Source organism: Bradyrhizobium sp. USDA 4353 (assembly GCF_054063215.1).
On the sequence record NZ_JBSSGB010000001.1, the window covers coordinates 5582027 to 5608100 of the forward strand.

The following is a 26074-nucleotide window of genomic DNA, read 5'->3' on the forward strand; positions in this document are numbered from 1 at the left end:
GGGATCAGGCGACCCGGGGCACGCCGTGATAGCGCTCGACGACGATGTCGCGCTTGGTCGCATCGACGCGCACCGTCATGTCGTAGTGGCCCTCGTGCAGCTCCTTGGCGAGCACCTCGGCGTTGCGATGCAGCCAGGAGATACCGGCGCCGTCGGACGCGTCGATGGTGAGGTCGAGCGTCGTGCGCGCGGCTGCGAGCCGGTCCTCGATCGCCTGCAGCAGCGCATCGACGCCTTCCCCGGTTTCGGCGGACACCAAAAAGCATGGCCGCTCCGGCGGCCGCCCGGGCGGCGATATTGGCGAGGTTTTCGCGCGCGGCTTCGTCGAGCCGGTCGATCTTGTTCCAGACCTCGATAATGCTGTCGGTCGCCTCGGGATCGATGCCGAGCTGGCTGAGCACCAGCTCGACGTCGTGCTGCTGCGCCTCGGCATCCTCATGCGACATGTCGCGGACATGCAGGATGACGTCAGCTTCCAGCACCTCCTCCAGCGTCGCGCGAAACGCCGCAACGAGCTGCGTCGGCAGGTTGGAGATGAAGCCGACAGTGTCGGACAGCATCGCCTTGCCGCCGTGCGGCAGGCTGATCGCGCGCAGGGTCGGATCGAGCGTGGCGAACAGCATGTCGGCCGCCTGCACGTCGGCGCGCGTCAGACGGTTGAACAGCGTCGACTTGCCGGCATTGGTGTAGCCGACGAGCGCGACCACGCGATACGGCACGCGCTGGCGCCCGGCGCGATGCAGCCGCCGCGTCGCCTGCACCTTCTTCAGCTCGTTCTCCAGCCGTGTGATGCGATCGCCGATCAGCCGGCGGTCAGCCTCGATCTGGGTCTCGCCCGGGCCGCCCATGAAGCCGAAGCCGCCGCGCTGACGCTCGAGATGGGTCCAGGAGCGTACGAGACGGCTGCGTTGATAGTTGAGATGGGCGAGCTCGACCTGCAGCGCGCCTTCCTTGGTCTTGGCGCGGCGGCCGAAGATCTCGAGAATCAGCCCGGTGCGATCGAGCACCTTGGTGTTCCACGCCTTCTCCAGATTGCGCTGTTGGATCGGCGACAGCGCGCAATCCATCACCACGAGCTCGGCGGCCTGGCTCGCGATCACGCCGGCGATCTCGTCGACCTTGCCCTTGCCGAGATAGGTCGCGGGGCGGATCTGTCCGATCGGCGCGAGAATCGATTCCACCACCTGGAGGTCGATCGCCCGCGCAAGACCGGCGGCCTCGTCGATCCGCGCCTCGAAATCACGCATGTCGGCGTGCGCAGATTGCGCGTCATCGCCGCGGCGCGCCCGCAAATAGGGGCCGACCACGATGACCAGCCCCGTTGTCTTGACGTCATCCGGCCTGGAAAGGCCGATGAACCCTTGGCGATCCCTGGGTTCCAATCAGGTCACTCTCACGCAGACGCGTCCTCGCCGCCCTCGAACAGCTGGATCGGGGCGCCCGGCATGATGGTGGAGATCGCATGCTTGTAGACGAGCTGCGAGTGACCGTCGCGCCGGAGCAACAGGCAGAAATTGTCGAACCATGTGACAATGCCCTGCAGTTTCACGCCATTGACCAGGAAGATCGTGAGCGGTGTCTTGGTTTTGCGGACGTGGTTGAGAAAGGTGTCTTGTAGGTTTTGTGCGCGGTCTGCCGCCATCGTTGTTATCTCGCAGTCTTGTGCTTTTTCTTATTGGACCTGCGGCGACCCGATTGCCGGCCTCGGTGCCGTCGCGGTGACCCATGATCCATTGAGATCCCCCTCGAGGGATCATGGGACGCGTGATTAGAGGACAGGCGAGCATATTAGGCAAGCCGCTTGCGTCGACCCTGGTTCCAAAACACCCGGATTCGCCCGTAAATATCCGGAGCCGGACGAATTTTCCAATGTAAATTCGTCCAACCCGGCAAACTTTGCCTAGTTGATTGCCTCAGCCGACCCCGAGAGCCTTCAGCTTGCGATGCAGGGCCGAGCGCTCCATGCCGACGAACTCGGCGGTGCGCGAGATGTTGCCGGAGAAACGGCTGATCTGCGCGATCAGATAATCGCGTTCGAACACCTCGCGGGCCTCGCGCAATGGCAGGCCCATGATGTGCTCGCCATTGTTGCTGGTGGGCATGGCCGGCACCATCGAGCCGACATCAGGCGGCAGCATGTCGGCGGTGATGATCACCTCCGGACCGCCGGCGGCGAGAATCATCACGCGCTCGACGTTGTTGCGGAGCTGGCGGACGTTGCCGGGCCACACATGCGATTGCAGCACGGCCATCGCATCCTGCCCGATCTGCCGCTTCGGCAGGCCGGTCGTGATCGAGATCTGGTCCATGAAATAGTCGATCAGCTCGGGAATGTCCTCGCGGCGCTCCGACAGCGGCGGAACGCGAATCGGCACCACCGACAAGCGGTGATAGAGATCCTCGCGGAAGCGGCCGCTGGCGATCTCCTCCTCCAGGTTCCTCGCCGTCGAGGAGATGATACGCACGTCAACGTGCACTTTGGTGGTGCCGCCGGCGCGCTGGAAGGTCTGGTCGACCAGCACGCGCAGGATCTTGTTCTGCGTCTCGCGCGGCATGTCGGCGATCTCGTCGACGAACAGCGTGCCGCCATGCGCCTCTTCGAGCGCGCCGGTCTTGCGCGACTGCTCGCCATTGGACTGCTCGATGCCGAACAGCTCCTCCTCCATCCGCTCCGGCGTGATCGCAGCGGCGTTGATCACCACGAACGGGCCTTCCGCGCGCGGCGATTGCGCGTGCAGCGTGCGTGCCGCGAGCTCCTTGCCGGAGCCGGGAGGTCCGACGATCAGGATGCGGCTGTTGGCCTTGGCCGCGCGCTCGATGGTCTGGCGCAGCTGGTTCATCGAGGGCGAGCGGCCGGTCATCGTGCTCGCGGTCGGCGCGAGTTGCTTGAGCTCGCGCACCTCGCGCTTCAGCCGCGAATTCTCCAGCGCGCGCGTCGCGACGAGAATGAGACGGTCCGACTTGAACGGCTTCTCGATGAAGTCATAGGCGCCGCGCTTGATCGCGGCGACCGCGGTTTCGATGTTGCCGTGGCCGGAGATCATCACGACCGGCAGATCGGGATGATCCTTCTTGATCTGCTCCAGGAGTTGCAGCCCGTCGAGCTTGGAGCCCTGCAACCAGATGTCGAGGAAGACAAGATTCGGACGGCGGCCCGCGATCTCGGCGAGCGCGGAATCGCTGTCGCGAGCCGTTCGAGTCGTGAAGCCTTCGTCGTCCAGGATGCCGGCAACTAGCTCCCGGATATCGGCTTCGTCGTCGACAATCAGAATATCACTCGCCATGGGTCACGCCTGTCTCGTCAGCTGCCGGTCGCAGCTTGGATTTTTGGTTGATCATTGGTCGCTTGAGCCGTGGCCGCGGTTTCCCCGCCCGGCTCCGTTATCTGCGTTTGACTGGAGGCTGCTGCCTGCTCCTTCGCTCCGGGTTTTGCGGCCTGGCCGGACACGGCAAACCGCAGCCGCATCCATGCGCCACGCTGGCCGGGACGGAAGTCGGAGGCATCCTTCAGCTCCAGCTTGCCGCCATGGTCCTCGAGCACGCGGCCGACGATCGCAAGACCAAGGCCGGTGCCCTTGGCGCGCGTCGTGACATAGGGCTCGAGCAGCCGTTGCCGCGCGACCTTGGGCAGGCCGATGCCGTTGTCGACCACGTCGATCAGCACATCGTCGCCCTCGCGCGAGGCCACGACATCGATACGGCCCTTGCCGAGCTCCTCTTCCGGCACCACCTCGATCGCCTCGGTGGCGTTCTTGATGATGTTGGTCAGCGCCTGCGAGATCAGGCGGCGGTCGAACTGCGCGCGCAGCGGGTCCTGCTTGATGTCGGTCTCGATATCGATCTCGGGATGCGCAACCTTCATCAGGAACACGGCCTGCCGCACCGCGTCGGCGACGTCCTCGCCTTCCATCACCGGCTTCGGCATCCGCGCGAATCGCGAGAACTCGTCGACCATTCGCCTGATGTCGTCGACCTGCCGCACGATCGTCTCGGTACATTGCTCAAATACGGCCTTGTCCTCGGTGATGACCTTGCCGAATTTGCGGCGAATTCGCTCTGCGGACAGTTGAATCGGCGTCAGCGGATTCTTGATCTCATGCGCGATGCGCCGCGCGACATCGCCCCAGGCCGAGGTTCGCTGCGCCGACACCAGCTCGGTGATGTCGTCGAGCGTGATGATGTAGCTGTCGCGCGCCTGGTTTGTTTGTTCCGCAGTGACGCGCACCGACAGATTGCGCTCGTGGCCGTCGCGCTGGATCGTGATCTGTCCCTGCACCAGCCGCTGCTTGCCCTCGCGCGCCGTCTTCATCATGTCGTCGAGCTCGGGCAGCACCTCGGACAGCGGATGATCGAGCACCTCCTGCTCGGCGTGGCCGATCAGCTTCTCGGCCGAGCGGTTGAGGATGCCGACGCTGCCGGAGGCATCGACGCCGATGATGCCTGCCGACGCCGAGGACAGCACCGCCTCAATGAAGCGGCGGCGGCTGTCGATCAGGTCGCTGGCGCTGACCAGCTCGTCGCGTTGCGTGCGCAGCTCCTGGGTCATCTTGTTGAAGGTCTGGCCCAGCTGCGCAAGGTCGCCCTCGGAGCGATGCACGGGGACCTGGACGTTGAGGTCGCCGGTCGCGACCGTATGCGCGGCGCTCATCAGCTGCCGGATCGGCGACACCAGCCAGTTGGCAAAGTTCAACCCGATCAGCACCGAGGCCATCAGGATGGTGAGCGCGATCACCGCGAACATCAGCGCGAAGGCGATCTGGATGCCGAAGCGGCGCGCCTCGACCTGGGCGTATTCGGCGACCGACAGCTCGGTCTGCTTGAGCTGATCGACGACCTGCGGATCGAGCGGACGGGCCACGTAGAGGAACGTGTCGTTGAACGCGCGGAGCCGGATCACGGCGGCAACGTAGTTCGACTCCGGCAGGATCGCGATCTCCGGCTCTTCCTCGCGAACGTTGTTGAGAAACTCGGGCGCCGGCGGCGAATAAGCGAGCTGCACGCCCCCGGTCTCCGCCCACACGATCGGCTTGGTGTCCTTGTCGATGATCATCGCGCCCGGCAGATTGCGCGAGGCGGCGCTGGCGGTGAGCAACTCGCGGAAGCTCGCGCGGTCCTGATCGAACAGCGGCCGCGCGCGGGCGATGTCGTTGGACATGCCGATAATGTCGCCGCGAATGAACTGCGCGTGCTCCTGGGTATAGGCGCGGGCGATGTCCAGCGAGTTCTGGATCGCGACCTTGGCGGGTCCGGAGAACAGCCGGTCGAGGCCGCGGTCGATGGTGACGTTGGCGGCGACGGCGACCAGCACCGCCGGCAGCACCGCGATGACCGAGAACAGGCTGACGATCTGCACATGCAGCCGGGCTGCCGCGCGCCCGCGGCGGCGGGCCTGCACGACCTGCCAGACCTCACGGATGATGATGCCGACCAGGATCAGGATGGTGCCGGCGTCGATCAGGTAGAACGTCTTGACGACCTCGGCCGTCGGTTCGATCGGGCTGAGGCCGACCAGCACGATGAAGGTCAGGAAGGCCGACAGCAGCGCGAGCCCGACCGCCACCGGCGCCAGCCAGGTGCGCCAGGTCCAGCGCCGGCCGTCGCCGGGCGTCGAATCGAAGGGGGTGGCCGAGGTCTCTGCGCTGGTCATTCCGGCAAGGGGTGTGATGTGAACGCGGCACGTCCTGAAGAATCGGACTGATGCATTCCTACCACGCTGTTGCCAAATTGCGACAAATCCACGGCGCGGAAGCCCGTCGCGGGTTTGTCTACAATATTTCTCATCTACGGCGCTTTCCGGACGACGGTATCTTGGAACCCTTGCACCCGCCCCACCCCGGCTGCCTCGTTCCTATCCGCCACATGCTGTGGTCAAATCGACCCCAGCCGTCTTCAACAGCGGACGGATCTCCTCGGCATGCTCCGCGGTCAACCGGGTCACCGGACCGGACAAAGCGAGGGCGCCCAGCAGAGCGCCGCCCGGGCCGAACACCGGCGTCGCAAGCGCCGCAGAATGCGGATCCGTCACGCCACTGGTAAAGATCGGCACCTCGATCTCCGCCGCGGTCCGGCCGCGGTCGAAGTGGCGGAGAACCTGGGCGATGGCCGACTTGTCCATCGGACGCAGATCGCCGGGCTGGACATGCATCCGGATCTGGTTCGCGCTTTCGACCCGGAACAGGCAGAGGCGCTGGTCGCCCCGGCGCGTGTAGAACGAAGCGGTCTCGCCGGTCGAACGCGCGAGCCTCTCCAGCACCGGGGTGACGTGATCGGCGAGGCCGAAGGCATGCTGATAGCAGGCCGCAAGCCGCATCACCTCGGCATCGAGGCGGTAGCCGCCATCGTCGACGCGCCGGATCAGACCGAAGCTCTCCAATGAGAGCGCCATGCGCATGACCGTCGTCTTGATCAATCCGGTACGCCGCGTCAGCTCGGCGAGACTGACCTCGCCGTCGCCGCGCTGAAACGCCGTCAAGATGCTGAGCGCGCGATCCACGGCGGAGACGCCCTTCAGGCCGGACGGCGCCGCGGGCTTGGCAGTCTTGTTGCGACTGCTGGATTTTTGGGGGCTGGATTTCTTCGCCACGTCGTGATTCCCGAAGCGGCCACCGATCGGGCGGCCGTTGCGGGACGGTATACACAGCCACGACGCGAAGTTCACGCCGTTCGAGCGGAAGCTCAGCCCATATATTCGACGCCGCGCTTCTTCAATTCCTCATCGACCCATGAGCGATCGTTACGGCCGGCGGCAATCGCCTCGAGCTGCGCGGTCTCGGCCTCATGCTTCTTCTTCGCGGCAGCGAACACAGTCTCAGCGTCGGCGAACGGCACGCAGACAAGGCCGTCGTCGTCGCCGAGGATCAGGTCGCCCGGATGAATCACCATGCCGTCGATCGCGATCGGGACATTGATCTCGCCGGGACCGTCCTTGTACGGGCCGCGATGGGTCACGCCCGCAGCAAAGATCGGAAACTTGCCGGCGCGGATCGCAGCCGCATCGCGGACGGCGCCGTTGATGACGACACCAGCGAGGCCGCGCCGCTCGGCGTGCGCAATCATCATCTCACCGATCAAAGCGTTCGAGAGATCGCCGCCGGCATCGACCACGACGACGTCGCCGGGCTCGGCGATATCCAGCGCCTTGTGCAGCATCAGATTGTCGCCGGGGCGCGCCTTCACGGTGATCGCCGGTCCCGCGAGCACGCCGCCGCCATGCATCGGCCGCAGCCGCGGGCCGGCTGCGGTCATGCGGGACATGCTGTCGCTCACATTGGCGACCGGGAGCGTCCGATACCGCTCGACCAGGTCCTTGGAAACTCTCTGCTTCGGATTCGGATAAATACGAAAACCGACGGTCATGGCGTGCTCCTCTTCGCGATCGTCCCTGCGGCTCTGCCGATCGGCGGTTGACAAAATGAGCCGTCGCGGCGATACGTACAAAAAATGCAACGCCGTTTCAATTTTAAAATACGGCGCGGGAAACGGTCAGCATCTCGTCAAGGAGCGGGCCTGCGGCACAATGCTGCGGTCGGGCTGAGCCGCCATCGCGAGCCCGTGGGCGGGCGTTGCCGCCAGCAAGCAGAGGCAGCGACATGCGGTACAAACTTCTCATCACCGGCCCGGCCCTCACCGCAGAGGCGACGGCGATCGCTGCCCAGCGCGGTGCGGTGCTGATCGACAACCCGCGATATGCGAGCCCTCAGGAGCTGGCGGAGATCGCAGCCCGCGAGCAGCCCGACGGCATCATCGTGCGGCAGGGCAAGATCGACGACCAGGTGATCGGCGCCTCGCAGAGGCTCAAGGCGATCGCCAAGCACGGCGTCGGCTATGACAACATCGATGTCGACGCCGCCGACCGCCGGGGCATCCCCGTGTTCGTTGCGCGCGGCGCCAATTCACAATCCGTGGCCGAGCTCGCCTTCGCGCTGATGTTCGCTGTCGCCCGCGAGATCCCGCACCTCGACGCGCGCATCAAGACCGGACACTGGGACAAGGCGACCACGAAGGGCGCGCAATTGCTCGGCCGCAGCCTGGGCGTGATCGGCTTCGGCGAGATCGGCCGCATCCTGGTCGGCCTGGTTCAGCCGCTCAAGATGCAGGTGCGCATTTTCGATCCCTATATGCCTGATCACGCCGATATCGCGGGCGCCGAGCGTGTCGACAGTCTCGACGCGATCCTCGCGGCAAGCGATGTGATCAGCCTGCACTGCCCGTTGACGCCGCAGACCCGCAACATGATCGGCCGCGACCAGCTCGCCCGCATGCGCCGCAATGCGATCCTGATCAACACCGCCCGCGGCGGGCTGATCGACGAGGCCGCCTTGTTCGAGGCGCTGCGCGACGGCGTCATCGCCGGCGCCGGCCTGGATTCGTTTGCAGAGGAGCCGGCGCGGCCCGATCTGCCGCTGCTGACCCTGCCCAACGTCGTGGTCACCCCGCATGCCGGCGCCAGCACCCAGGAAGCGCGCGATGCCATGGGCGTGATCGCGGTGAATCACGTCATGGACGTTCTGGAAGGCAAGGCGGCCGACCGGCGGGCCATCGTCAACAAGAAGCAGCTCAGCATCGCCTGAGCGACGTAAACAACAAAACGGGAGGATCAGATGGCTCAAGCTGCGGCCGCGCCGAGTGCGCTCGAACAGACGACCATGCGCCGGGTGTCCTGGCGCATCATGCCTTTCATGATGATCTGCTATCTGTTCGCGATCCTCGACCGCGGCAACGTCGGCATGGCGTCGCTGCAGATGGTGCACGATCTCGGCATGTCAAAGGCGGTGTTCGGCTTCGGCGCCAGCCTGTTCTTCTTCTCCTACTTTCTCATGGAGGTGCCGAGCAATCTAGCCCTGCAGCGCTTCGGCGCGCGGCGCTGGATCGCGCGGATCATGATCAGCTGGGGCATCATCTCGGCCGGCATGGCCTTCGTCCAGGGCCAGAATTCGTTCTACGTGATGCGCTTCCTGCTCGGCGCTGCCGAAGCCGGCTTCTTCCCCGGTGTGCTGCTCTATCTGACCTACTGGCTGCCTGCGAACTATCGCGGCCGCCTGATCGCGCTGTTCGGCATCTCGATTCCGGCTGCGAGCTTCATCGGCTCGCCGCTCGGAGGCCTGCTGCTCGGCATGGACGGCCTGCTCGGCCTTCGCGGCTGGCAATGGCTGTTCATCGTCGAAGGCGTTCCCACCGTGGTGCTTGGCCTGATCTGTCTTGCCATTCTGACCGATCGTCCCGAGGACGCACGCTGGCTGAGCGATGACCAGCGGAGTTGGCTGTGCAATGAGCTCAACCGCGAGAAGGCGGGCCGCCCATCGGCGGCGGCCAAGACGGGGTGGGGTTCGTTCCTGAATCTGCTGCGCAACCCGATCGTCTGGGCCATGGCGCTCGCCTGCTCCGGTGCCTCGGCCGCCGGATCGGTGCTCGGAGTCTGGCAGCCGCAGTTCCTCAAGTCATTCGGCCTCACCAATCTGGAGACCGGCCTGATCAACTCGATCCCCTACGGCGTCGCTTGTGTGCTGATGGTGCTGTGGGGCCGACACTCCGACAAGACCCGCGAACGCCGCTGGCATACCGCGCTGACGCTGCTGCTGATCTCGTTCGGCTTCCTCGGTGTCTTCGTGATCCATTCCCTGATCGGCACGGTCATCCTGCTCAGCCTGGTCCTGGTCGGCGCCTATGCCTTCAAGGGCCCGTTCTGGGCGCTGTCGTCGGGATGGCTCGGCGCCGGATCGGTCGCAGCAGGTCTTGCGATGATCAATGCAACGTCGAACCTGATCGGCGGCGGCCTGATGGTCAACATCTATGGCAGCGTGCTGGATGCGACCGGCAATTATGGTTTGGCCCTGCTGCCGATCGCGATCGTGACCATGATCGGCGCCGGGCTGGTCCTCGTCATCAGCCGCTCACGCAGCACCCAGACGACGATCCTAGCCGCCGCGAAGGAGGCGTGACATGAGATCTTCCTCTCACGTCACGCGCCGCGGCCTGCTGCTCGGCGCCGCGGCGCTGGCCGCCCTGCCCCGCTCGGCCAGCAGCCAATCCGCCGATGCCGTGCGTTGGTCGGCTGGGACCGCGCCGCCCGTCAGCAAGGCGCCGCCGCGCGCGACCGACTGCCATTTCCACACCTACGACGCCAGCTATCCGACGGCGCCCGGCGCTGCGCTGACGCCGCCCGACGCGTCGCCTGACGACTACAAGGCGCTGCAATGCCGGATCGGCACCACGCGCGGCGTGCTCGTGACGCCGTCGACCTACGGCACCGACAACAGCCTGCAGCTGGCGTCGATGAAGGCGCTGGGGCCTGAGAATTTCCGGATGGTCGCCGTCGTCGCTGAAGACGTTTCTGACGCCGAGCTGAAGCGTCTCGACGCGCTCGGTGCGCGTGGCGTACGCTTCAACCTGCCCTTCCCCGGCCCGCTGTCGGTCGCGTCGCTTGAAAAGCTGTCGCCGCGGCTTGCGGCGCTCGGCTGGCACTGCGAGATCAACATGCGTCCGCAACAGCTCGAGGCCGCGCAGGACATGCTGCTGCGCCTGCCGTCGCGGCTCGTGGTCGATCATCTCGGAGCGTTGCCGGCCGAGGGCCTCAACAGCCCGTCCTACAAGATCATTCGCCGGCTGCTCGACAAGGGCAACACCTGGGTGAAGCTGTCGGGTGCCTATCTCAGCAGCCGGTCGCCTTATTCCGAGAGCGCCGCGATCACGGCGGCCTATGTCCGCGCGGCTCCGGAGCGCATGGTGTGGGGCAGCGACTGGCCGCATCCCACCCGCAAGGCCGATGACAAGCCGGATGATGCCGAGCTGTTCGACCTGATGGCGAAGGAGATGCCGGACCAGGCCGCGCTGAAGCGGGTCCTGGTCGACTCGCCCGCCGAACTCTATGGATTTCCGACATGAGCTGGTTCGCACCGCCCCGCCGCGTCGACACGCAGGTCTTCACCCGGCTGCCGGATCAATTCCGCAAGGCCGAGCGGAGCGCCTGGGCAGACGCCAACCAGGGCGGCCGCGCCATCGACAGCTTTCTCGAAGGGCCCTCCTTCGACCGCCAGGGCCGGCTCTACGTCACCGACATCCCGTTCGGCCGCATCTTCCGGATCGATCCCGACGGCGCCTGGACGCTGATCGCCGAATATGACGGCTGGCCCAACGGGCTCAAGATCCGTGCGGACGGCCGCATCTTCATCACCGACTACAAGCGCGGCCTCATGCTGCTCGATCCCGGCATCGGCCGGGTCACGCCGTTCCTGGAGACGGCGGCGAGCGAGAGCTTCAAGGGCGTCAACGATCTGGTGTTCGGACGCTCGGGCACACTGTATTTCACCGACCAGGGCCAGACCGGCATGCACGACCCGACCGGCCGTGTCTGGCGACTCGACACCGATGGCCGGCTCAGCTGTCTCGTCAATACGATCCCGAGCCCGAACGGCATCGTGGTCGATCCCGAGGAGACATTCCTGCTGGTCGCCGTCACCCGCGCCAACCAGGTCTGGCGCATTCCACTGCCCGCGAGCGGCATCACCACCAAGGTCGGTGTGTTCGTGAACCTGCACGGCGGTCCCGGCGGACCCGACGGCCTGGCGCTCGACCGCGACGGCAATCTCCTGATCTGTCACACCGGGTTCGGATCAGTCTGGCGCGTGTCGCCCGTCGCGGAGCCGCTCGACCGCATCGTCTCATGCGCCGGAGTCGGCACCACCAATCTCGCCTTCGGTGGCCCCGACAATCGCAGCCTCTTCATCACCGAGAGCCGGACCGGTTCGATCCTCCGCGCCGAGCTCGAGACGCCGGGCCTGCCGATGTATTCGCACGCCTGACGCCGTCGCGTCAGGCAAAGCCGAACAGCCGCGCCGGATTGCCGACCAGGATCTTCTCGCGGATCGCAGCATCCGGCGCCCAGTTCGACAACAGGTCGAACAGCAGCGAATCGTCCGGCTTCTCCTTTTCGGTCGGATGCGGCCAATCGCTGCCCCAGATCACCCGGTCCGGTGCTGCCTGCACGCAGGCGCGTGCCACCGCGCTCGTATCCGTATAGTCCGGCGGACCAACCTTGGTGTCGGCATAGGGTTCCGACAGCTTGATCCAGCCGCGGCCTTTGTCCGCGAGACGCAGCATCGCCTGCGCGCCGGGATGCGCCAGGCCGCTCGGCTGCGGGATGCGTCCGAGATGGTCGAACACGACCGGGACCGGCAACGCCGCCAGCACGGCCTCGTGTTGCGCGATCTGGTCGCCGGACATCAGCACCTGGACATGCCAGCCGAGCGGCGCGATCCGCTTCGCGGTCTGCTCCAAACGCTCCGCCGTCGTGACGCCCCAGGATTGCGGCGTCAGGAAGTTGACGCGGACGCCGCGCACGCCGCGTTGGTCCATCCGCTTCAACTCGGCATCATCAGTCTGCTCGTCGATGACGACGATGCCACGCGCCTCGGCGCCGAACTGGTCGAGCGCGTCGAGCAGGCATCGATTGTCGACGCCATAGGTCGAGGGCTGCACGATGACGTGCCTGGCGACGCCGAGCCGCTTCTGCAGCAGCCGATAGTCGGCGACGGTCGCGCCATCCGGCCGGCCGCCGCGCCAATGCGGCGAGACCGGGAAGCGCGCGTCGTAGATATGATGATGGCTGTCGCAGGCGTTGGCCGGCGCCTTCAGCTTGGGCGGCTCCGAGCCGGCCGAGTTGGGCACGGTGTCGGCGGCGGCCGGCCGGACAGCCATTGCGACGACGGCGCCTGCTGCCAACAGGCTGCGGCGGGTGATCATGCGGTCTCCTTTGCTGAGGCTGTGTCGCGGGCGGGATCACCGAGCGCGAACATCACGGCGGTGCCGACAAGCAGGATCGCCGACAGGACATAAAGCGGCGTCGAGAAGCTCTTCGTCGTCTCGCGCAGATAGCCGATCATGTACGGACCGACGAAGCCGCCGAGATTGCCGATCGACACGATCAGAGCGAGCCCGGCCGCTGCGGCCCGTCCGGTGAGGAAGCCGGATGGAATCGCCCAATAGGTCGCCTGGAACGACAGGATGCCGACCACGGTCACCGTCAGCGCCAGCATGGCCGGCAGCGGTGCGGCGAAGCTCGCGCTGACCGACAGCGCCACACCTGCGGCCGCCAGCGCGCCGCACACGACCCACAGGCGGTGCCGGCCGCGGTTGGCGAGGCGTGCCCATAGCAGCATGCAGACCGCACCCAGCGCATACGGCGCCGCAGAGATGAAGCCGACCGCGACATAGCTGACGCCGAAGCCACGCACGATCTGCGGCAGCCATAGGCCAACGCCGAGCGAGCCGCAGATGCCGCAGAAATTGACCAGCGCCAGCACGAAGACCTTCGGATTGGCGAAGGCATCGCGCAGCGTGTTGCCGTGACGGGCGGAGAGCGTCGCCTGCTCCGCCGTCAATTGCGCATCGAGCGCGCGCCGCTCGTCGGCGTCGAGCCATTTGGCCTCGCCGGGACGGTCCGACAGCACGAACAGGCAGGCGATGCCGAGCAGCACGGCCGGCAGGCCCTCGATGATCAGCAGCCACTGCCATCCGGCGAGGCCGGCAAAGCCGTCCATCGTCAGCAGCGCGCCCGAGATCGGCGAGCCGATCATGTTGGCCACGGGAATGCCGACCAGGAAAGCAGCAGTTGCACGGCCACGCCAGACGCCCGGAAACCAGTAGGTGAAATAGAGGTACACGCCCGGCGTGAAGCCGGCCTCCGCCATGCCGAGCAGGAGACGCATCACCGAGAAGCTCACCGGCCCGGTGACGAGGCAGGTGAGCGTGGACAGCAGACCCCAGGTGATCATGATGCGTGCGATCCACAGCCGCGCGCCGACGCGCTGCATCATCAGATTGCTGGGGATCTCGCAGAGGAAATAGCCGAGGAAGAACAGCCCGGCGCCCCAGCCGAACTGCGACGGCGTCAGGCCGAGATCGCGGTTCATCTGCAGGCCGGCGAAGCCGACATTGATGCGGTCGAGATAGCTGACGACGTAGCAGACGAAGATGAACGGAATGATGCGTCGCATCACCTTGCGCATCGTCGAGGTGATGTCGAATGCCGGCGCCGCGCGCACAGCTACGCTGTCCATTTCCGTTCCTCCGTGGTGCCTTCTCGGGCCTTGTGACGGCCAAGCTTGCGGGCACCATAGGGGACGAAAAACTTAAATGCAACGCCGTTTCATTTTATGTAATCGACATGCCGAGCCGCTCGGAGGACGCGCAAAGACGCATCGGCGCCGCGGGTGCGCCGGTGCTTCGACTATGCTATCGCGTGCTTGGAGTGCGGGCTTGTGCTGCGAGCCGCGGTCGCGCTTCGCCTGATTGGCAGGCGGTCTCCCCCGACCTCGTCGGGGGAGATGCGTTCGGGACTAGCCGCCGCTACGATAGACCTGGATGTCGAGATCGCGAATCTTCTTCCGCAGCGTGTTGCGGTTGAGGCCGAGCAGGTCGGCGGCGCGGATCTGGTTGCCGCGGGTCGCCGCCAGCGCGGCCGTCAGCAGCGGGATCTCGATCTCTTTCAGGATGCGGTGATACAGGCCCGGCGGCGGCACGCCGTTCGGAAAACCCTGGAAGTGCGAGGACAGATAGGCCTCCACGGCGCCGCCGAGATTGTCGATCGAGGTCGGCGCATTGGAGCCGGTGGTCACGGCCGGCGGCGCCAGCTCGCCGTCGATGACCGACGCCGTGATGACGTCTTGCGGGTACAGCGCCGCCAAGCGGCGGGCGAGATTCTCGAGCTCGCGGACGTTGCCCGGCCAGCGGTGCTGCTTGAGCCGCTCCAGCGCCGCGGCGTCGAGCTTCTTCGGCGGCAGCCCGTCCTTCTCGGCGAGCGCGAAGAAGTGGCGGACGAGGTCCGGCAGATCCTCGATGCGCTCGCGCAACGGCGGCAGCCGCAGCGGCACGACGTTGAGGCGGAAGAACAGGTCTTCGCGGAACAGCCCCTGCTGAATCAGGATGCGCAGATCCTTGTTGGAGGCCGCAACGATGCGCACGTCGGTCTTGATCGGGGTGCGGCCGCCGACGGTGGTGTACTCGCCCTGCTGCAACACGCGCAGCAATCGCGTCTGCGCCTCCATCGGCATGTCGCCGATCTCGTCCAGGAACAAGGTGCCGCCCTCGGCCTGCTCGAAGCGGCCGGAGGCTCGGGTGTTGGCGCCAGTGAAGGCGCCGCGCTCATGGCCGAACAATTCCGATTCGATCAGGTCGCGCGGGATCGCCGCCATGTTGACCGCGACGAACGGGCCATTCCGGCGCTTGCCGTAGTCGTGCAGCGCGCGCGCCACCAGCTCCTTGCCGGTGCCGCTCTCGCCGGAGATCATCACCGTGAGGTCGGTCTGCATCAGCCGCGCCAGCACGCGGTAGATGTCCTGCATCGCCGGGGAGCGGCCGACCAGCGGGATCGATTCGAACTCGCTGTCGTCGGGCTGGCTCGCCGCCCGCTCCTTCGGCTCGGCGAGCGCGCGGCCGACGATCGCGATCAGCTCCTTCAGGTCGAACGGCTTCGGCAGATACTCATAGGCGCCGCGCTCGGAAGCCTTGATCGCGGTCATGAAGGTGTTCTGCGCGCTCATCACGATGACCGGCAGGTTCGGCCGCATCTTCTTGATCCGCGGCAAAAGGTCGAACGCGTTCTCGTCGGGCATCACCACGTCGGTGATGACGAGATCGCCCTCGCCCTGGCTCACCCAGCGCCACAGCGTGGCGGCGTTGCCGGTCAGCCGCACCTCATAGCCGGCGCGTGACAGCGCCTGGTTCAGGACCGTGCGGATGGCCGTATCGTCGTCGGCAACGAGAATGCTACCTGCAGGCATAGGTGGTCCTCAATGTGATCCCTGAGAGGCATGCGACGACGTTCCCGAAATGTCATCGCCAATGCTGTTTTTTGGGCCGTGGTCGTGTTGTTTGCTGGCGCTGTACATCGGCATCAGCACCCGGAAGGTCGTCTTGCGCGGCTGCGACTCGCACTCGATGATCCCGCCATGGTCGCCGATGATCTTCGCGACCAATGCAAGACCGAGGCCGCTTCCGGTCGGCTTGGTGGTCACGAACGGATCGAACAGGTTCGGCATCAGATCTTCCGGCACGCCGGGGCCGTTGTCCTTGACGCAGAACTCCAGCGGCAGCGACACGCGCGATTTCTTGCCGGGCACCGACAGCCGCACGCCCGGGCGGAACGCCGTGGTGAGCTGGATCTCGGCATCCGAGCCGAGGTCGACGACCGCCTCGGCGGCATTCTTGACCAGGTTCAAAAACACCTGGATCAGCTGGTCCTGGTTGGCGAGCACCGGCGGCAGCGACGGGTCGTAATCCTCGATGAAGCGGATGTTGCGGGCAAAGCCGGACTGCGCCAGCCGCTTCACGTGGTCGAGCACCGAGTGGATGTTCACAGGCCCGCGCGCGACCGGGCGGTCGTCGCCGAACACCTCCATGCGGTCGACGAGCGTGACGATGCGGTCGGCCTCGTCGCAGATCAGCCTGGTCAGCATGCGGTCCTCCGAGGAGGCCTGCTGCTCCAGCAGTTGGGCGGCGCCGCGGATGCCCGACAGCGGGTTCTTGATCTCGTGCGCCAGCATCGCGGCCAGCGCGATCACCGAGCGCGCGGCGCTGCGATGGGTGAGCTGGCGGTCCATCTTGTCGGCGATGGTGCGCTCCTGCAGCATCACCACGATATGGCCGGGCCGCTCCGGCAATGGCGCGACGTGCAGATCAACGAGTCGATCGGCGCCGGTGCGCGGCGTGCCCAGATCGACCTTGTACTCGTTGACCGGCGCGTTGGTGGTCCGCACCTGGTCGATCAGCGCCAGCAGCGGCGAGCCGAACGGCACCAGCTTCTTCAGCGACTGCCGCTGCAGGAACTGGGTGGAGGAATCGAAGAACGATTCCGCCGCCATGTTGGCGTCCATGATCATGCCGTCCGGGCCGATGACGAGCACCGGATTCGGCAGAGCGTTGAGGATGGCATCGCCATCGGACGGAAGGCGCTTGCGCTGTTCTGCGGCTGAGCTCATGCGGCTGCACTCCAGGCAAAATCGTCAAAGGCCTCGCGCAGCGCCCGACGCACCTGGGACGGCTGCTCGGATGTCAGGATACGCTCGCGCCACGCCTTCAGTTTTTCCGCCGGCGCTTGGGCATGCTCCGCGGCGACGTCGAGTCCCCAGCTGAGATGCTTGCGGGCGTGGCGCAGCCCGACCCGCTCGCCATAATGGCGGCAGGTCTCGTCATAGAGCGCGGTGAGAAGGTCGAGCTGCTGCGCAAGCTCCGGCGCGCTTTCTTCCATGCCGCCGTCGAGGCGGCGGCCGATCTGTCCGGGCACCCAGGGCGCGCCCTGCGCGCCGCGGCCGATCATCACGGCGTCGGCGCCGGAGGCCTCGAGCGCCTCGCGCGCGTCCTCGAAAGTGGTGATGTCGCCATTGACGACGACGGGCAGCTCAACCGCCTGCTTGACGGCGCGCACCGCGCTCCAATCCGCCTCGCCGTTATAGAACTGCTGCCGCGTCCGGCCATGCACGGTAATCAGTTTCACGCCGGCGGCTTCGGCGCGGCGCGCCAGCTCCGGCGCATTCAGGCTGCGCTCGTCCCAGCCGAGCCGCATCTTCAAGGTCACGGGCACGTCGACGGCCTCGACCGTCGCCTCGATCAGGGTCAGCGCATGATCGAGATCGCGCATCAGTGCCGAGCCGGACTGGCCGCCGGTGACGTGGCGCGCCGGGCAGCCCATGTTGATGTCGATGATATCGGCGCCGCCGTCCGCGGCGACCTTGGCGCCCTCGGCCATCCAATGCGCCTCGCAGCCGGCGAGCTGCACCACATGCGGCCCGATGCCGCTGGCCTCGCAGCGCAGCCGGGATATCCACCGCCCGCGCACGAGATCATCGCTCGCCGTCATCTCGGACACCACCAGACCGGCGCCCAATTCGGCAGCGAGTCGGCGGAACGGCGCGTCGGTGATGCCCGACATCGGCGCGAGAATGGCCCGGTTGGCGAGTGAAACGTCGCCTATCTTCAATTGCTTGGCGGGTGTATTGGCCGGACCGGTCACGAACGACTCTTCAAGCTCATCGACGCATCATTGCGTCTGTCCTGCACTCTCAAGCACAATTCTTGGGCAGTCAAGCGTCATGCCTACACTTTAGCCAAGATCGACTGCTTTTCAAGTGCACTGCAGCAAAATATGCTTGTTCAGCAGTCATGGTAAACCCGTGAGCCGCCGGGTTTTTGCATGGCTCCGTGCAGACAGGCCGCAAGCGCGGGGCGGGCTGGCCCCTGAGGTGATCATGCACCACTCACCTCAGTCCGAGTCGGGGTCGCCGCTCATGCAATGTGTGATCCCGCTCGCTTAACATCCTCTGCAGATGTAAGAAGCCGCGACCAATCACCGCTTCCCCACCTCACGAGCATCGATACCCTGTTCCCATGACGACTTCTCAGCGGACTGTAGCCATTCTCGTCGCGGCCGGACGTGGCCTGCGCGCCGGCGCCGGCGGTCCGAAGCAATATCGCGAGATCGGCGGCCGCACCGTCATCCACCGCGCGCTCGCCGCCTTCGCCGAGCATCCCGAGGTCGCTGTCGTGCAGCCGGTGGTGAACCCGGATGATATCGACGTCTTCAATGCCGCCGTGTCAGGCCTGCCTCATGAGGCGCCCGCGCATGGCGGCGCGACGCGCCAGGCTTCGGTGCTCGCGGGCCTGGAAGCCTTGGTGCCGCACCGGCCCGACATCGTGCTGATCCATGATGCCGCCCGTCCCTTCGTGACATCTGCGGTGATCTCGCGGGCGATCGTCGCTGCCAACAAGACCGGCGCCGCGATTCCCGTCGTGCCCGTCACGGATACGATCAAGGAAGTGAGCGGCGGCGGCGACATCACGGCGACGCCGGACCGTGCAAAACTGCGGATCGCGCAGACTCCGCAGACTTTCAAATTTGAGACCATCCTCGAGGCGCATCGCCGCGCCGCGCGCGACGGCCTCACCGAGTTCACCGATGATGCGGCGATTGCCGAATGGGCGGGATTGACCGTCGCGACCTTCGAGGGCGATGTTGCCAACATGAAGCTGACCACCCCGGAAGATTTCGTGCGCGAGGAAGCGCGCCTGGCCGCCCAGCTCGGCGACATCCGGACCGGCACCGGCTACGACGTGCACGCCTTCGGCGAAGGCGACCATGTCTGGCTGTGCGGCCTGCGCGTGCCGCATACGAAGGGCTTCCTGGCGCACTCGGACGGTGACGTCGGCCTCCACGCCCTTGTCGACGCCATCTTGGGTGCCCTGGCCGATGGCGACATCGGCTCGCACTTCCCGCCCTCCGACATGAAGTGGAAGGGGCGCCTCCTCCGACCAGTTCCTCAAATACGCTATCGAGCGCGTCACCGCCCGCGGCGGCCGCATCGCCAATCTCGAAGTGACGATGATCTGCGAGCGCCCGAAGATCGGCCCGTTGCGCGACCAGATGCGCGCCCGTATCGCCGAAATCTCCGGCGTCGACATCTCGCGCATCGCCGTCAAAGCCACCACCAGCGAACGCCTCGGCTTCACCGGCCGCGAGGAAGGCATCGCGGCAACCGCGAGCGCGACGATCCGGCTGCCGTGGGGAGTGTAGCAGGAAGATTGGATTGATTTGACGCAGTGGTGGAGAACCTCGACTGCTGACGTTGAGTTGGAAGTTCAATCCAATCCGAGTTTGAGTCGAGTCATCGCCGCAAGCGCGGTGCGCTCCCTCGCCCCGTTCTTACGGGGAGAGGGTTGGGGTGAGGGGCAGCCGCACGGGCGGTGCGTGCGGAAAGCCCCCTCACCCCGATCGCATCTGACGATGCGATCTGACCTCTCCAGCCCGAGCGAAGCTTCGCTTCGCCCTGGCGGAGCGAGGTGAACCGAGTCCGTGGCAGCGTCTCGAGTCCATCGAGCGTCATCCGTTTTCGGCGAACCACATGTTGAGGCTTTGATCGCTTCGAGGACGACCGGGGACATGGCGAGCGAACGTCAAATCGGCTCCACCAGCGCGCTGGCCCGCTCGCTGCTCGACCTCTGCCGGTCGCGCAAGCTGATGATCGCGACCGCCGAGTCCTGCACCGGCGGCCTGGTCGCCGCCGCGCTCACCGAGATCCCCGGCTCCTCAGATGTCATCGACCGCGGCTTCGTCACCTACTCCAACGAGGCCAAGCGCGCGATGCTCGGCGTCGAGGCCTCGACCTTGCAGACCTTCGGCGCCGTCTCCAAGGAGACCGCCATCCAGATGGCCGTCGGCGCCCTCGAACGCGCCGACGTCGACCTCGCGGTCGCCATCACCGGCATCGCCGGTCCCGGCGGCGCCACCCCCGGCAAGCCGGTCGGCCTCGTCCACTTCGCCGTCGCCGCCCGCGACGGCCGCATCACCCACCGCGAGCACCGCTTCGGCGCCATCGGCCGCAGCACGGTGCGGACACGCTCGGTGATCGAGGCATTGCGGATGCTGATGGAGTTGGCGAGGCCGCAGGTGCCCGCCAAGCCGAAGCGCGCCGCGGCGACGCGATTGCGCCCGCGCGTCGCACGGGCGCCGCGGCTGCATCCGGTGAAGCGACCACCGAGGCGGCCTCGGACGTAGCTGCGAACGTTGCGCTGTGCTCTCGCTGCGCCTCCATCGTGAGCGCAGCGAGGGGATCCAGTATCCTGCGCAGCCATTCCGGATTGCTTGGCACGAGAGACGCACGCAATGACGAGAGAATGGTTTCGACCTCGATCTATATCAACTCGTCCGGATCGCGCGCTGCGTGACGCACGCCATGAACGATCACCTCATCAGCAGAAACTTCATAGTAGATGAGGTAGGGGTACGGGTTGACGACCAGCCTGCGCAGGCGTGGATGGTTCGATTGCGCGCCTGCTTTCGGATAATACGCCAGCACATCAAGAGCCGATTTGATGCGGGTCTGCACGCGTCTTGCCCCACTTGGCGAATGGGCGGCGATATAGTCGAGAACGACCTCAAGCTCGCGGGCAGCACGAGTCGTGAATCGAAGCTTCAGAGACCGTGCTTGGCCCATATGGCCTTGATCTCGTCGTCAGACGCAAACTGGCGTTGATCTGCCTCGCGAAGAGATCCTGCCAAGGAATCAAGGTCTGCCTGGGTCAACTCGACGCGAGCCTCGTCGTGCCCGGTCAGCCGCAGCAGCACCCGCGCCAACTCGTCCTGCTCTTCGACAGGAAGCTGGCGTGCCACATCGAAAGCTTTGTCAAGCAAAGTGGTCATGAAGGAAATATAGACCCGCAAGTCGTAGGTGGGAAGTCCTCCACCGCTCGCGCTTGCGCGGACTGGCTATACTTTGCCCCGCCGCAGACAATCATCAATAACCTGCATTCGCGAGGTTAAGGCGACGCTGCGGCCCCACCCACCGTCGTCATCCCCGCGAACGCGGGGATCCATAACCATAGGATGCCGTGTGGCGGCACGTCCGTGACTCCGACCCCCTCTCACCACACCTGCTGCGGAGTATGGATCCCGGGTCGGCGCCTCCACGGCGCTGTGCGCCGTTCCGGCTTGCCCGGGATGACAGTTGCGGGTGGGCTGACGCCTCCGTCTCAGCTGAAAGCCGTCATGCCCGCCAGAACGGGCGGCGGCATATCCGCCGTGCCTCGTCGCGCGTGAGGCCGTAGTCCTCCAGCACTTCGTCGGCGAGCCAGGGCAGCTCTCTGGCGAAGCTGCGACGCTCGCGCCAGCGTGCCCACCAGAGCCGCAGCAAGGACATCCGCTTCGGCTCGCTCCGACTTTGGTCGGGAGACGGAGTCGACAAGTAGTAGACGTTGGCGCCAGGCAAGATCGGATGTCCCGACGTGCGCTCGCGACGCGGCCCGATCAGTCGGTGCGAGCGCGCGCCGTCACGGAGCGCACGCGTCCCAATGGCGCTCAGGCTCTGCTCGTCAGTCGTGCTCGGCATGGAGGGCTCCCTCGGAAAGAAGAACCTGCCGGCACCAAAAAAGCCGCCAGGTTCCTGGCGGCTGTTCGGATCAAAGACTGCAAATCAATCAGATTGCGCGTGATCCTCCCGCCGCCCGCGAGCTACGGTGCGTCCAACGACCGAAACGATGGGTGGCGGCGGTGATCATGGTCGGCTCTATAGCTGATCGATCTGAGGTTGTCATCCGCCAATTCGGCCAGAGATCAGCGACCGCCTTGTCCAACCTGTCAGGACGGAAACGCGCCCACCGTGCGCGCAAGCTGCCGCGCCAACGATCCCGGCAGCGCCTGATCGAAGATCTTGCTCAGCGTGCGGTAGTACCAGAGCGTCCCATCCTTTCCGCCAGTGAAGCGTTGCCACACGGCGTCGCCCACTTCGTCGAAATCGCGCGCGATCGCCTCGGCATTGTCGACCTTGTCGGCGAGCGAGACCAAAAGCGATGACGCCGGCTTGTGCGGCAGCTTGGCGAGATAGGCTTTCTTCCGGGGACGCCAGTCCGGCTTCGGCTCGATCCAGGAATCCGTGCAATCCGCGACAATCTCGGCGACACCATCGCCGAACCGCCGCCGGATCTCGTCCAGGGTCGCTTGCCCGCCCTGATCCTCGGCGGCGTCATGTAACAGGCCGGCGATGGCCTGCACCTCGCTGCCGCCGGCCGACAGCACGCGGCTGGAGACGCTCAGCAGATGCGCGATGTAGGGCACGTTGCTGCCCTTGCGGACTTGGGTGCGGTGCAGCTCCGCTGCGTAGACGAGCGCGTCGTCATAGAGAGACGAGAGTGACATCAGTTTGCTTTCTTCTCCGGATGCTTGAGGCGGTCGCCCCTGTATCGATCGACATTGGCATCTGGTCCTCCCAACATCTGCCGCGTGGGTCCGGATCAGCGCTTCGCCGACGCGAGCGTCGGCGACGCTTGTCCGGGACGATACCGTTGATTCTGCTGCTACCTGATCATCGCCGGACCGTGGTCCGGCACGGCAACATCGAGGACGCGCAGTTGGACGCGCTCGACGCCCTGGTAGCGGTCGACGGTCAGCGTGCCCGCGACATGCAGCACCTGGCCGCGATGCTGGACCAGGGCATTGCCGAGCTTCTGGCCGACCGAGCGGAACGCGATGGCATTCACCGTGGCGCCGTCGCCGGACTTGAAGCGGAGCTTGAGATGCGCCTGCCCGACCTCGTCGGCATAGACAAGCTGGTGCGACGGCAGCGCCACGATCGGCTCGGGATTGCCGCTGCCGAAGGGACCTGCGCGGTTGAGCGTGTGGACCAGCTCCGGCGTCGCCGCGCGCGCGCTGATCGCGCCGTCGATCAGGATCTCGTTGACGTGCCGCGCCTCGGCGACATCGGCGGCGAGCGCGTTTTCGAGATAGGCGCGAAACTCCGCCAGCCGCTCCTTGCGCAAGGTGACACCGGCGGCCATGGCATGGCCGCCGCCCTTCATCAGGATGCCCTGCTCCACCGCGTGGCGCACGGCACGGCCGAGATCGACGCCGGGGATCGAGCGGCCCGAGCCGGTGCCGATGCCGCCGGGCTCCAGCGCGATCGCGAACGCCGGCCGCGCGAACTTTTCCTTCAGCCGCGAGGCCACCAGCCCGACCACGCCGGGATGCCAGCCCTCGGACGCGGTGACGATGACCGCGCCCTTGTCCTCCAGGCCGAGCGAGGCCAGCGCCTCGGCCTCAGCCTGCGCCTCGGCATGCTGCTCGATGACGCGGCGCTCGGTGTTGAGCCGGTCGAGCTCGGCCGCGATCCGCGCCGCCTCCGACACGTCGGTTTCCAAGAGCAGCCGCACGCCGAGATCGGCGCGTCCGATGCGCCCGCCAGCGTTGATGCGCGGCCCGAGCATGAAGCCGAGATGCCACGCCTCCGGCGGGCCGTTGAGCCTGGCGACATCCATCAGCGCGGTGTGGCCGACGTGGTCGCGCCGGCGCATCGCGATCAGGCCCTTGGCGACGAAAGCGCGGTTGAGCCCGACCAGCGGCGCCACGTCGGCGACGGTGCCGAGCGCGACGTGATGCAGCATGCCGAGCAGGTCGGGCTCCGGCCGCGTGCTGCTGAAGAAGCCGCGACCGCGCAGCTCGCGATTGACGGCAACCAGCGTCACCAGCGTGAGCCCGACCGCGGCGAGATGGCCGAGCCCGGAGAGATCATCCGGCCGGTTCGGATTCACCAGCGCCTCGACCTCCGGCAGCTCCTCGCCGCATTGATGGTGGTCGATCACGACCACGGACATGCCGAGCCGCCGCGCCTCCGCCAGCGGCTCCAGGCTGGTTGTGCCGCAATCGACGGTCACGAGCAGGGTCGCGCCCTTGTTGGCGAGGCCACGAATCGCCTCGCTGTTCGGCCCGTAGCCTTCGAAGATGCGGTCGGGAATGTGGATCAGCGGATCGAGCCCGCAATGCCGCAGGTGCCAGGCGAGCAGTGCCGCCGAGGTTGCGCCGTCGACATCGTAGTCACCGAAGATCGCAACCTTCTCACCGTTGACGGCCGCATCCGCGATGCGCTTGGCCGCCGCCTCCATCTGCGTGACGGTGAACGGATCGGGCATCAGCTTGCGGATGGTGGGATCGAGGAAGTCGTTGACCGCGTCGAGCTCGACGTCGCGCCCGGCCAGCACCCGCGCCAGCATCTCCGGCAACTGATAGCGCTGCACGATCGCCAGCGCCCGCGCGGCGCCGCGCGCATCCAGCCGGTCGCGCCACAGCCTGTTGGTCAGCGACAGCCGCACGCCGAGGAACGCCGGCGGGGCGCTCAGGGGCAAGGCAAGGGCGGACGGTGCCATCAGGCTAAGGGCCTCGCATGCGGCATGGCGATTCGAAAACGACGGCGCCGAATCTACAGCAAGTCGCCGCGCTCCACAGGCTCTGGCAAGGGAACCCACTGGAATCGCACTGCATGATCGGTGGAAATCACAACCATAGCGGGGCGACTGCTGACATATAGTGCAGCATGCCTAAAATTGAAGCTGTGTTCAGGAGCGTGCATTAAACGACCGTTAGGCGAACTCCGTGACATTTCAATCAAATGATACCGACTGAATTGGTTCGCAGTCTCCGCATCGGCCGAGACGGCGATGAAATGGAGTTGTTCAATGTTAGCAGCGCCTGAGCTGAAGACCTCGCCTTCGATTGCGCCCTCCCCGACGGCTCCCCAGGACGAGAACGACGTCTCCGCGCTGATCGCGCGGCTCACCGGCGAGGTCAACCAGATCGCGTGCGAGAAGACCAAGTCGATCCAGCAGATCACCAATCAGATGAAGATGCTGGCGCTCAACGCGCTGATCGAAAGCTCGCGCGTCGGCGCGCAGGGCGCGGGCTTCGCGGTCGTGGCGCAGGAGGTGCGCGCGGTCGGCCAGCAGGTGGAGACCATCGCGCGCGAGCTCGAAGGCCAGCTGACGACACGCACCGGCAATCTCAAGAGCTCGATCGAGCGCATGACCGAGCGCGCCCGCGGCGAGCGCATGGTCGATCTCGCCCTGAACGCGATCGAGCTGATCGACCGCAATCTCTATGAGCGGACCTGCGACGTGCGCTGGTGGGCAACCGACTCCGCCGTCGTCGATTGCGCGGCTGCCCCGGATGCCGACCGCGTCGCCCATGTCTCCGAACGGCTCGCGGTGATCCTCTCGGCCTACACGGTCTATCTCGATCTGTGGCTGTGCGATCCCAGCGGCAAAGTCATCGCGAACGGCCGCGCCGATCGCTACAATGTGGTTGGCCAGAGCGTCGCCGATACCAAATGGTTTCGCGAGGCGCGCGGCCTGCGCTCAGGCGATGACTACGTCGCCGGCGACGTCGAGTGCCAGCCCCTGCTCGGCAACGCCCAGGTCGCGACCTATTGCGCATCGGTGCGCGAGAACGGCAAGGCGCATGGCAAGCCGCTCGGCGTGCTCGCGATCCATTTCGACTGGGAGGCACAGGCGCGCGCGATCGTGCAGGGCGTCCGCGTCAGTGAAACCGACAAGGCGCGCGCGCTGCTGGTGGATTCCAGCCATCGCGTGATCGCCTCCTCGGACGGCCAGGGCATTCTCAGCGAGCGCGTCTCGCTGAAGCTCGACGGCAAGCGCAGCGGTTTCTACCAGGACGCATCCGGGCGCATGGTCGCCTTCCACGCCACGCCCGGCTACGAGACCTACAAGGGCCTCGGCTGGTACGGCGTGATCGTGTCGGGTGCGTGAG

General features: G+C 66.2%; 21 protein-coding genes and 2 pseudogenes. 7 read left to right on the plus strand and 16 right to left on the minus strand.

Translation table 11 applies throughout. The annotated features are described in order from the left end of the window. Positions 1–4: 4 nt before the first annotated feature. From hflX to ACVILH_RS25280, 6 genes and pseudogenes are all read right to left on the minus strand, one after another. Positions 5–1382, minus strand: a pseudogene (gene hflX / locus ACVILH_RS25255) (GTPase HflX). An 11-nt stretch (positions 1383–1393) separates the two neighbouring features. Continuing rightward, on the minus strand, positions 1394–1642 hold the full coding sequence (gene hfq, locus ACVILH_RS25260) for an RNA chaperone Hfq (RefSeq protein WP_006613906.1): 249 nt from the start codon (positions 1640–1642) through the stop codon (positions 1394–1396). 271 nt (positions 1643–1913) lie between these two features. Next, positions 1914–3284, minus strand: a complete 1371-nt coding sequence (gene ntrX, locus ACVILH_RS25265; protein WP_006613905.1) for a nitrogen assimilation response regulator NtrX — start codon at positions 3282–3284, stop codon at positions 1914–1916. Between the two features lie 17 nt (positions 3285–3301). Then, complete coding sequence (locus tag ACVILH_RS25270) at positions 3302–5647, minus strand: ATP-binding protein (RefSeq protein WP_456715306.1); 2346 nt, start codon at positions 5645–5647, stop codon at positions 3302–3304. Between the two features lie 201 nt (positions 5648–5848). Then, positions 5849–6511, minus strand: coding sequence for an IclR family transcriptional regulator (locus ACVILH_RS25275; protein ID WP_456717073.1), 663 nt, complete (start codon positions 6509–6511; stop codon positions 5849–5851). Between the two features lie 164 nt (positions 6512–6675). Beyond that, positions 6676–7356: an RraA family protein gene (locus tag ACVILH_RS25280; RefSeq protein WP_456715307.1), complete on the minus strand. Its 681-nt coding sequence runs from the start codon at positions 7354–7356 to the stop codon at positions 6676–6678. Positions 7357–7589: 233 nt separating this feature from the next. Here ACVILH_RS25280 and ACVILH_RS25285 point away from each other — a divergent pair, with 233 nt between their 5' ends. Genes ACVILH_RS25285 through ACVILH_RS25300 form a run of 4 tightly spaced genes read left to right on the plus strand, consistent with a single transcriptional unit; the run spans position 7590 to position 11798 of the window. Beyond that, on the plus strand, positions 7590–8570 hold the full coding sequence (locus ACVILH_RS25285; RefSeq protein ID WP_456715308.1) for a hydroxyacid dehydrogenase: 981 nt from the start codon (positions 7590–7592) through the stop codon (positions 8568–8570). A 30-nt stretch (positions 8571–8600) separates the two neighbouring features. Then, positions 8601–9938, plus strand: coding sequence for an MFS transporter (locus ACVILH_RS25290; RefSeq protein WP_456715309.1), 1338 nt, complete (start codon positions 8601–8603; stop codon positions 9936–9938). 1 nt (position 9939) lies between these two features. Further along, entirely contained in the window at positions 9940–10881 is a 942-nt protein-coding gene (locus tag ACVILH_RS25295; RefSeq protein WP_456715310.1) for an amidohydrolase family protein, read from the plus strand. Further along, on the plus strand, positions 10878–11798 hold the full coding sequence (locus ACVILH_RS25300) for an SMP-30/gluconolactonase/LRE family protein (RefSeq protein WP_456715311.1): 921 nt from the start codon (positions 10878–10880) through the stop codon (positions 11796–11798). Before ACVILH_RS25295 ends, ACVILH_RS25300 begins: the two co-directional genes overlap by 4 nt. Before the next feature lie 10 nt (positions 11799–11808). On the opposite strand, the gene ACVILH_RS25305 is transcribed toward ACVILH_RS25300, so the two are convergent. The 5 genes from ACVILH_RS25305 to dusB all read right to left on the minus strand — a co-directional run bounded on the left by ACVILH_RS25305 (position 11809) and on the right by dusB (position 17971). Further along, positions 11809–12738 carry an amidohydrolase family protein gene (locus ACVILH_RS25305; RefSeq protein ID WP_456715312.1) on the minus strand — a complete coding sequence of 310 codons (930 nt, stop codon included), beginning with the start codon at positions 12736–12738 and terminating at the stop codon, positions 11809–11811. Next, a complete protein-coding gene (locus tag ACVILH_RS25310) occupies positions 12735–14054 on the minus strand; it encodes an MFS transporter (RefSeq protein ID WP_456715313.1) in 1320 nt (439 codons plus the stop codon). Before ACVILH_RS25310 ends, ACVILH_RS25305 begins: the two co-directional genes overlap by 4 nt. A 279-nt stretch (positions 14055–14333) precedes the next feature. Beyond that, complete coding sequence (ntrC, locus tag ACVILH_RS25315; protein ID WP_006613895.1) at positions 14334–15776, minus strand: nitrogen regulation protein NR(I); 1443 nt, start codon at positions 15774–15776, stop codon at positions 14334–14336. A gap of 9 nt (positions 15777–15785) precedes the next feature. Next, positions 15786–16973: a two-component system sensor histidine kinase NtrB gene (locus ACVILH_RS25320; protein WP_456715314.1), complete on the minus strand. Its 1188-nt coding sequence runs from the start codon at positions 16971–16973 to the stop codon at positions 15786–15788. Further along, positions 16970–17971: a tRNA dihydrouridine synthase DusB gene (gene dusB / locus ACVILH_RS25325; RefSeq protein WP_456717074.1), complete on the minus strand. Its 1002-nt coding sequence runs from the start codon at positions 17969–17971 to the stop codon at positions 16970–16972. Before dusB ends, ACVILH_RS25320 begins: the two co-directional genes overlap by 4 nt. A gap of 407 nt (positions 17972–18378) precedes the next feature. On the opposite strand from dusB, the pseudogene ACVILH_RS25330 reads away from it, so the two are divergent. After that, positions 18379–19561, plus strand: a pseudogene (locus ACVILH_RS25330) (bifunctional 2-C-methyl-D-erythritol 4-phosphate cytidylyltransferase/2-C-methyl-D-erythritol 2,4-cyclodiphosphate synthase). Positions 19562–19927: 366 nt separating this feature from the next. Further along, on the plus strand, positions 19928–20542 hold the full coding sequence (locus ACVILH_RS25335; protein WP_315799941.1) for a CinA family protein: 615 nt from the start codon (positions 19928–19930) through the stop codon (positions 20540–20542). 136 nt (positions 20543–20678) lie between these two features. On the opposite strand, the gene ACVILH_RS25340 is transcribed toward ACVILH_RS25335, so the two are convergent. The 5 genes from ACVILH_RS25340 to recJ all read right to left on the minus strand — a co-directional run bounded on the left by ACVILH_RS25340 (position 20679) and on the right by recJ (position 24678). Continuing rightward, complete coding sequence (locus ACVILH_RS25340; RefSeq protein ID WP_456715315.1) at positions 20679–20981, minus strand: type II toxin-antitoxin system RelE/ParE family toxin; 303 nt, start codon at positions 20979–20981, stop codon at positions 20679–20681. Continuing rightward, the gene (locus ACVILH_RS25345; protein WP_456715316.1) at positions 20960–21187 is read right to left on the minus strand and encodes a hypothetical protein; all 228 of its coding nucleotides are present in this window, start codon (positions 21185–21187) and stop codon (positions 20960–20962) included. The genes ACVILH_RS25340 and ACVILH_RS25345 overlap by 22 nt, the downstream gene beginning before the upstream one ends. A 343-nt stretch (positions 21188–21530) precedes the next feature. Then, a complete protein-coding gene (locus ACVILH_RS25350) occupies positions 21531–21872 on the minus strand; it encodes a DUF1127 domain-containing protein (protein ID WP_456715317.1) in 342 nt (113 codons plus the stop codon). 248 nt (positions 21873–22120) lie between these two features. Next, positions 22121–22678 (minus strand): HD domain-containing protein, encoded by a 558-nt coding sequence (locus ACVILH_RS25355; protein WP_456715318.1) that lies wholly within the window; start codon positions 22676–22678, stop codon positions 22121–22123. 158 nt (positions 22679–22836) lie between these two features. Then, positions 22837–24678: a single-stranded-DNA-specific exonuclease RecJ gene (gene recJ / locus ACVILH_RS25360; protein WP_456715319.1), complete on the minus strand. Its 1842-nt coding sequence runs from the start codon at positions 24676–24678 to the stop codon at positions 22837–22839. A 309-nt stretch (positions 24679–24987) separates the two neighbouring features. Here recJ and ACVILH_RS25365 point away from each other — a divergent pair, with 309 nt between their 5' ends. Further along, positions 24988–26073, plus strand: coding sequence for a methyl-accepting chemotaxis protein (locus tag ACVILH_RS25365; protein WP_456715320.1), 1086 nt, complete (start codon positions 24988–24990; stop codon positions 26071–26073). The last annotated feature ends 1 nt before the right edge of the window (position 26074 follow it).

Bases quoted from the DNA above. Each gene is read 5' to 3' on its own strand.
- ACVILH_RS25340 (WP_456715315.1), bottom strand. From the start codon at position 20,981: ATGGGCCAAGCACGGTCTCTGAAGCTTCGATTCACGACTCGTGCTGCC.
- ACVILH_RS25290 (WP_456715309.1), top strand. From the start codon at position 8,601: ATGGCTCAAGCTGCGGCCGCGCCGAGTGCGCTCGAACAGACGACCATG.
- ACVILH_RS25285 (WP_456715308.1), top strand. From the start codon at position 7,590: ATGCGGTACAAACTTCTCATCACCGGCCCGGCCCTCACCGCAGAGGCG.
- hfq (WP_006613906.1), bottom strand. From the start codon at position 1,642: ATGGCGGCAGACCGCGCACAAAACCTACAAGACACCTTTCTCAACCAC.
- ACVILH_RS25335 (WP_315799941.1), top strand. From the start codon at position 19,928: ATGGCGAGCGAACGTCAAATCGGCTCCACCAGCGCGCTGGCCCGCTCG.
- ACVILH_RS25300 (WP_456715311.1), top strand. From the start codon at position 10,878: ATGAGCTGGTTCGCACCGCCCCGCCGCGTCGACACGCAGGTCTTCACC.
- ACVILH_RS25355 (WP_456715318.1), bottom strand. From the start codon at position 22,678: ATGTCACTCTCGTCTCTCTATGACGACGCGCTCGTCTACGCAGCGGAG.
- ntrC (WP_006613895.1), bottom strand. From the start codon at position 15,776: ATGCCTGCAGGTAGCATTCTCGTTGCCGACGACGATACGGCCATCCGC.
- ACVILH_RS25350 (WP_456715317.1), bottom strand. From the start codon at position 21,872: ATGCCGAGCACGACTGACGAGCAGAGCCTGAGCGCCATTGGGACGCGT.
- recJ (WP_456715319.1), bottom strand. From the start codon at position 24,678: ATGGCACCGTCCGCCCTTGCCTTGCCCCTGAGCGCCCCGCCGGCGTTC.
- ACVILH_RS25345 (WP_456715316.1), bottom strand. From the start codon at position 21,187: ATGACCACTTTGCTTGACAAAGCTTTCGATGTGGCACGCCAGCTTCCT.
- ACVILH_RS25310 (WP_456715313.1), bottom strand. From the start codon at position 14,054: ATGGACAGCGTAGCTGTGCGCGCGGCGCCGGCATTCGACATCACCTCG.
- ACVILH_RS25270 (WP_456715306.1), bottom strand. From the start codon at position 5,647: ATGACCAGCGCAGAGACCTCGGCCACCCCCTTCGATTCGACGCCCGGC.
- ACVILH_RS25305 (WP_456715312.1), bottom strand. From the start codon at position 12,738: ATGATCACCCGCCGCAGCCTGTTGGCAGCAGGCGCCGTCGTCGCAATG.
- ACVILH_RS25280 (WP_456715307.1), bottom strand. From the start codon at position 7,356: ATGACCGTCGGTTTTCGTATTTATCCGAATCCGAAGCAGAGAGTTTCC.
- ACVILH_RS25320 (WP_456715314.1), bottom strand. From the start codon at position 16,973: ATGAGCTCAGCCGCAGAACAGCGCAAGCGCCTTCCGTCCGATGGCGAT.
- ACVILH_RS25365 (WP_456715320.1), top strand. From the start codon at position 24,988: ATGTTAGCAGCGCCTGAGCTGAAGACCTCGCCTTCGATTGCGCCCTCC.
- ntrX (WP_006613905.1), bottom strand. From the start codon at position 3,284: ATGGCGAGTGATATTCTGATTGTCGACGACGAAGCCGATATCCGGGAG.
- ACVILH_RS25295 (WP_456715310.1), top strand. From the start codon at position 9,940: ATGAGATCTTCCTCTCACGTCACGCGCCGCGGCCTGCTGCTCGGCGCC.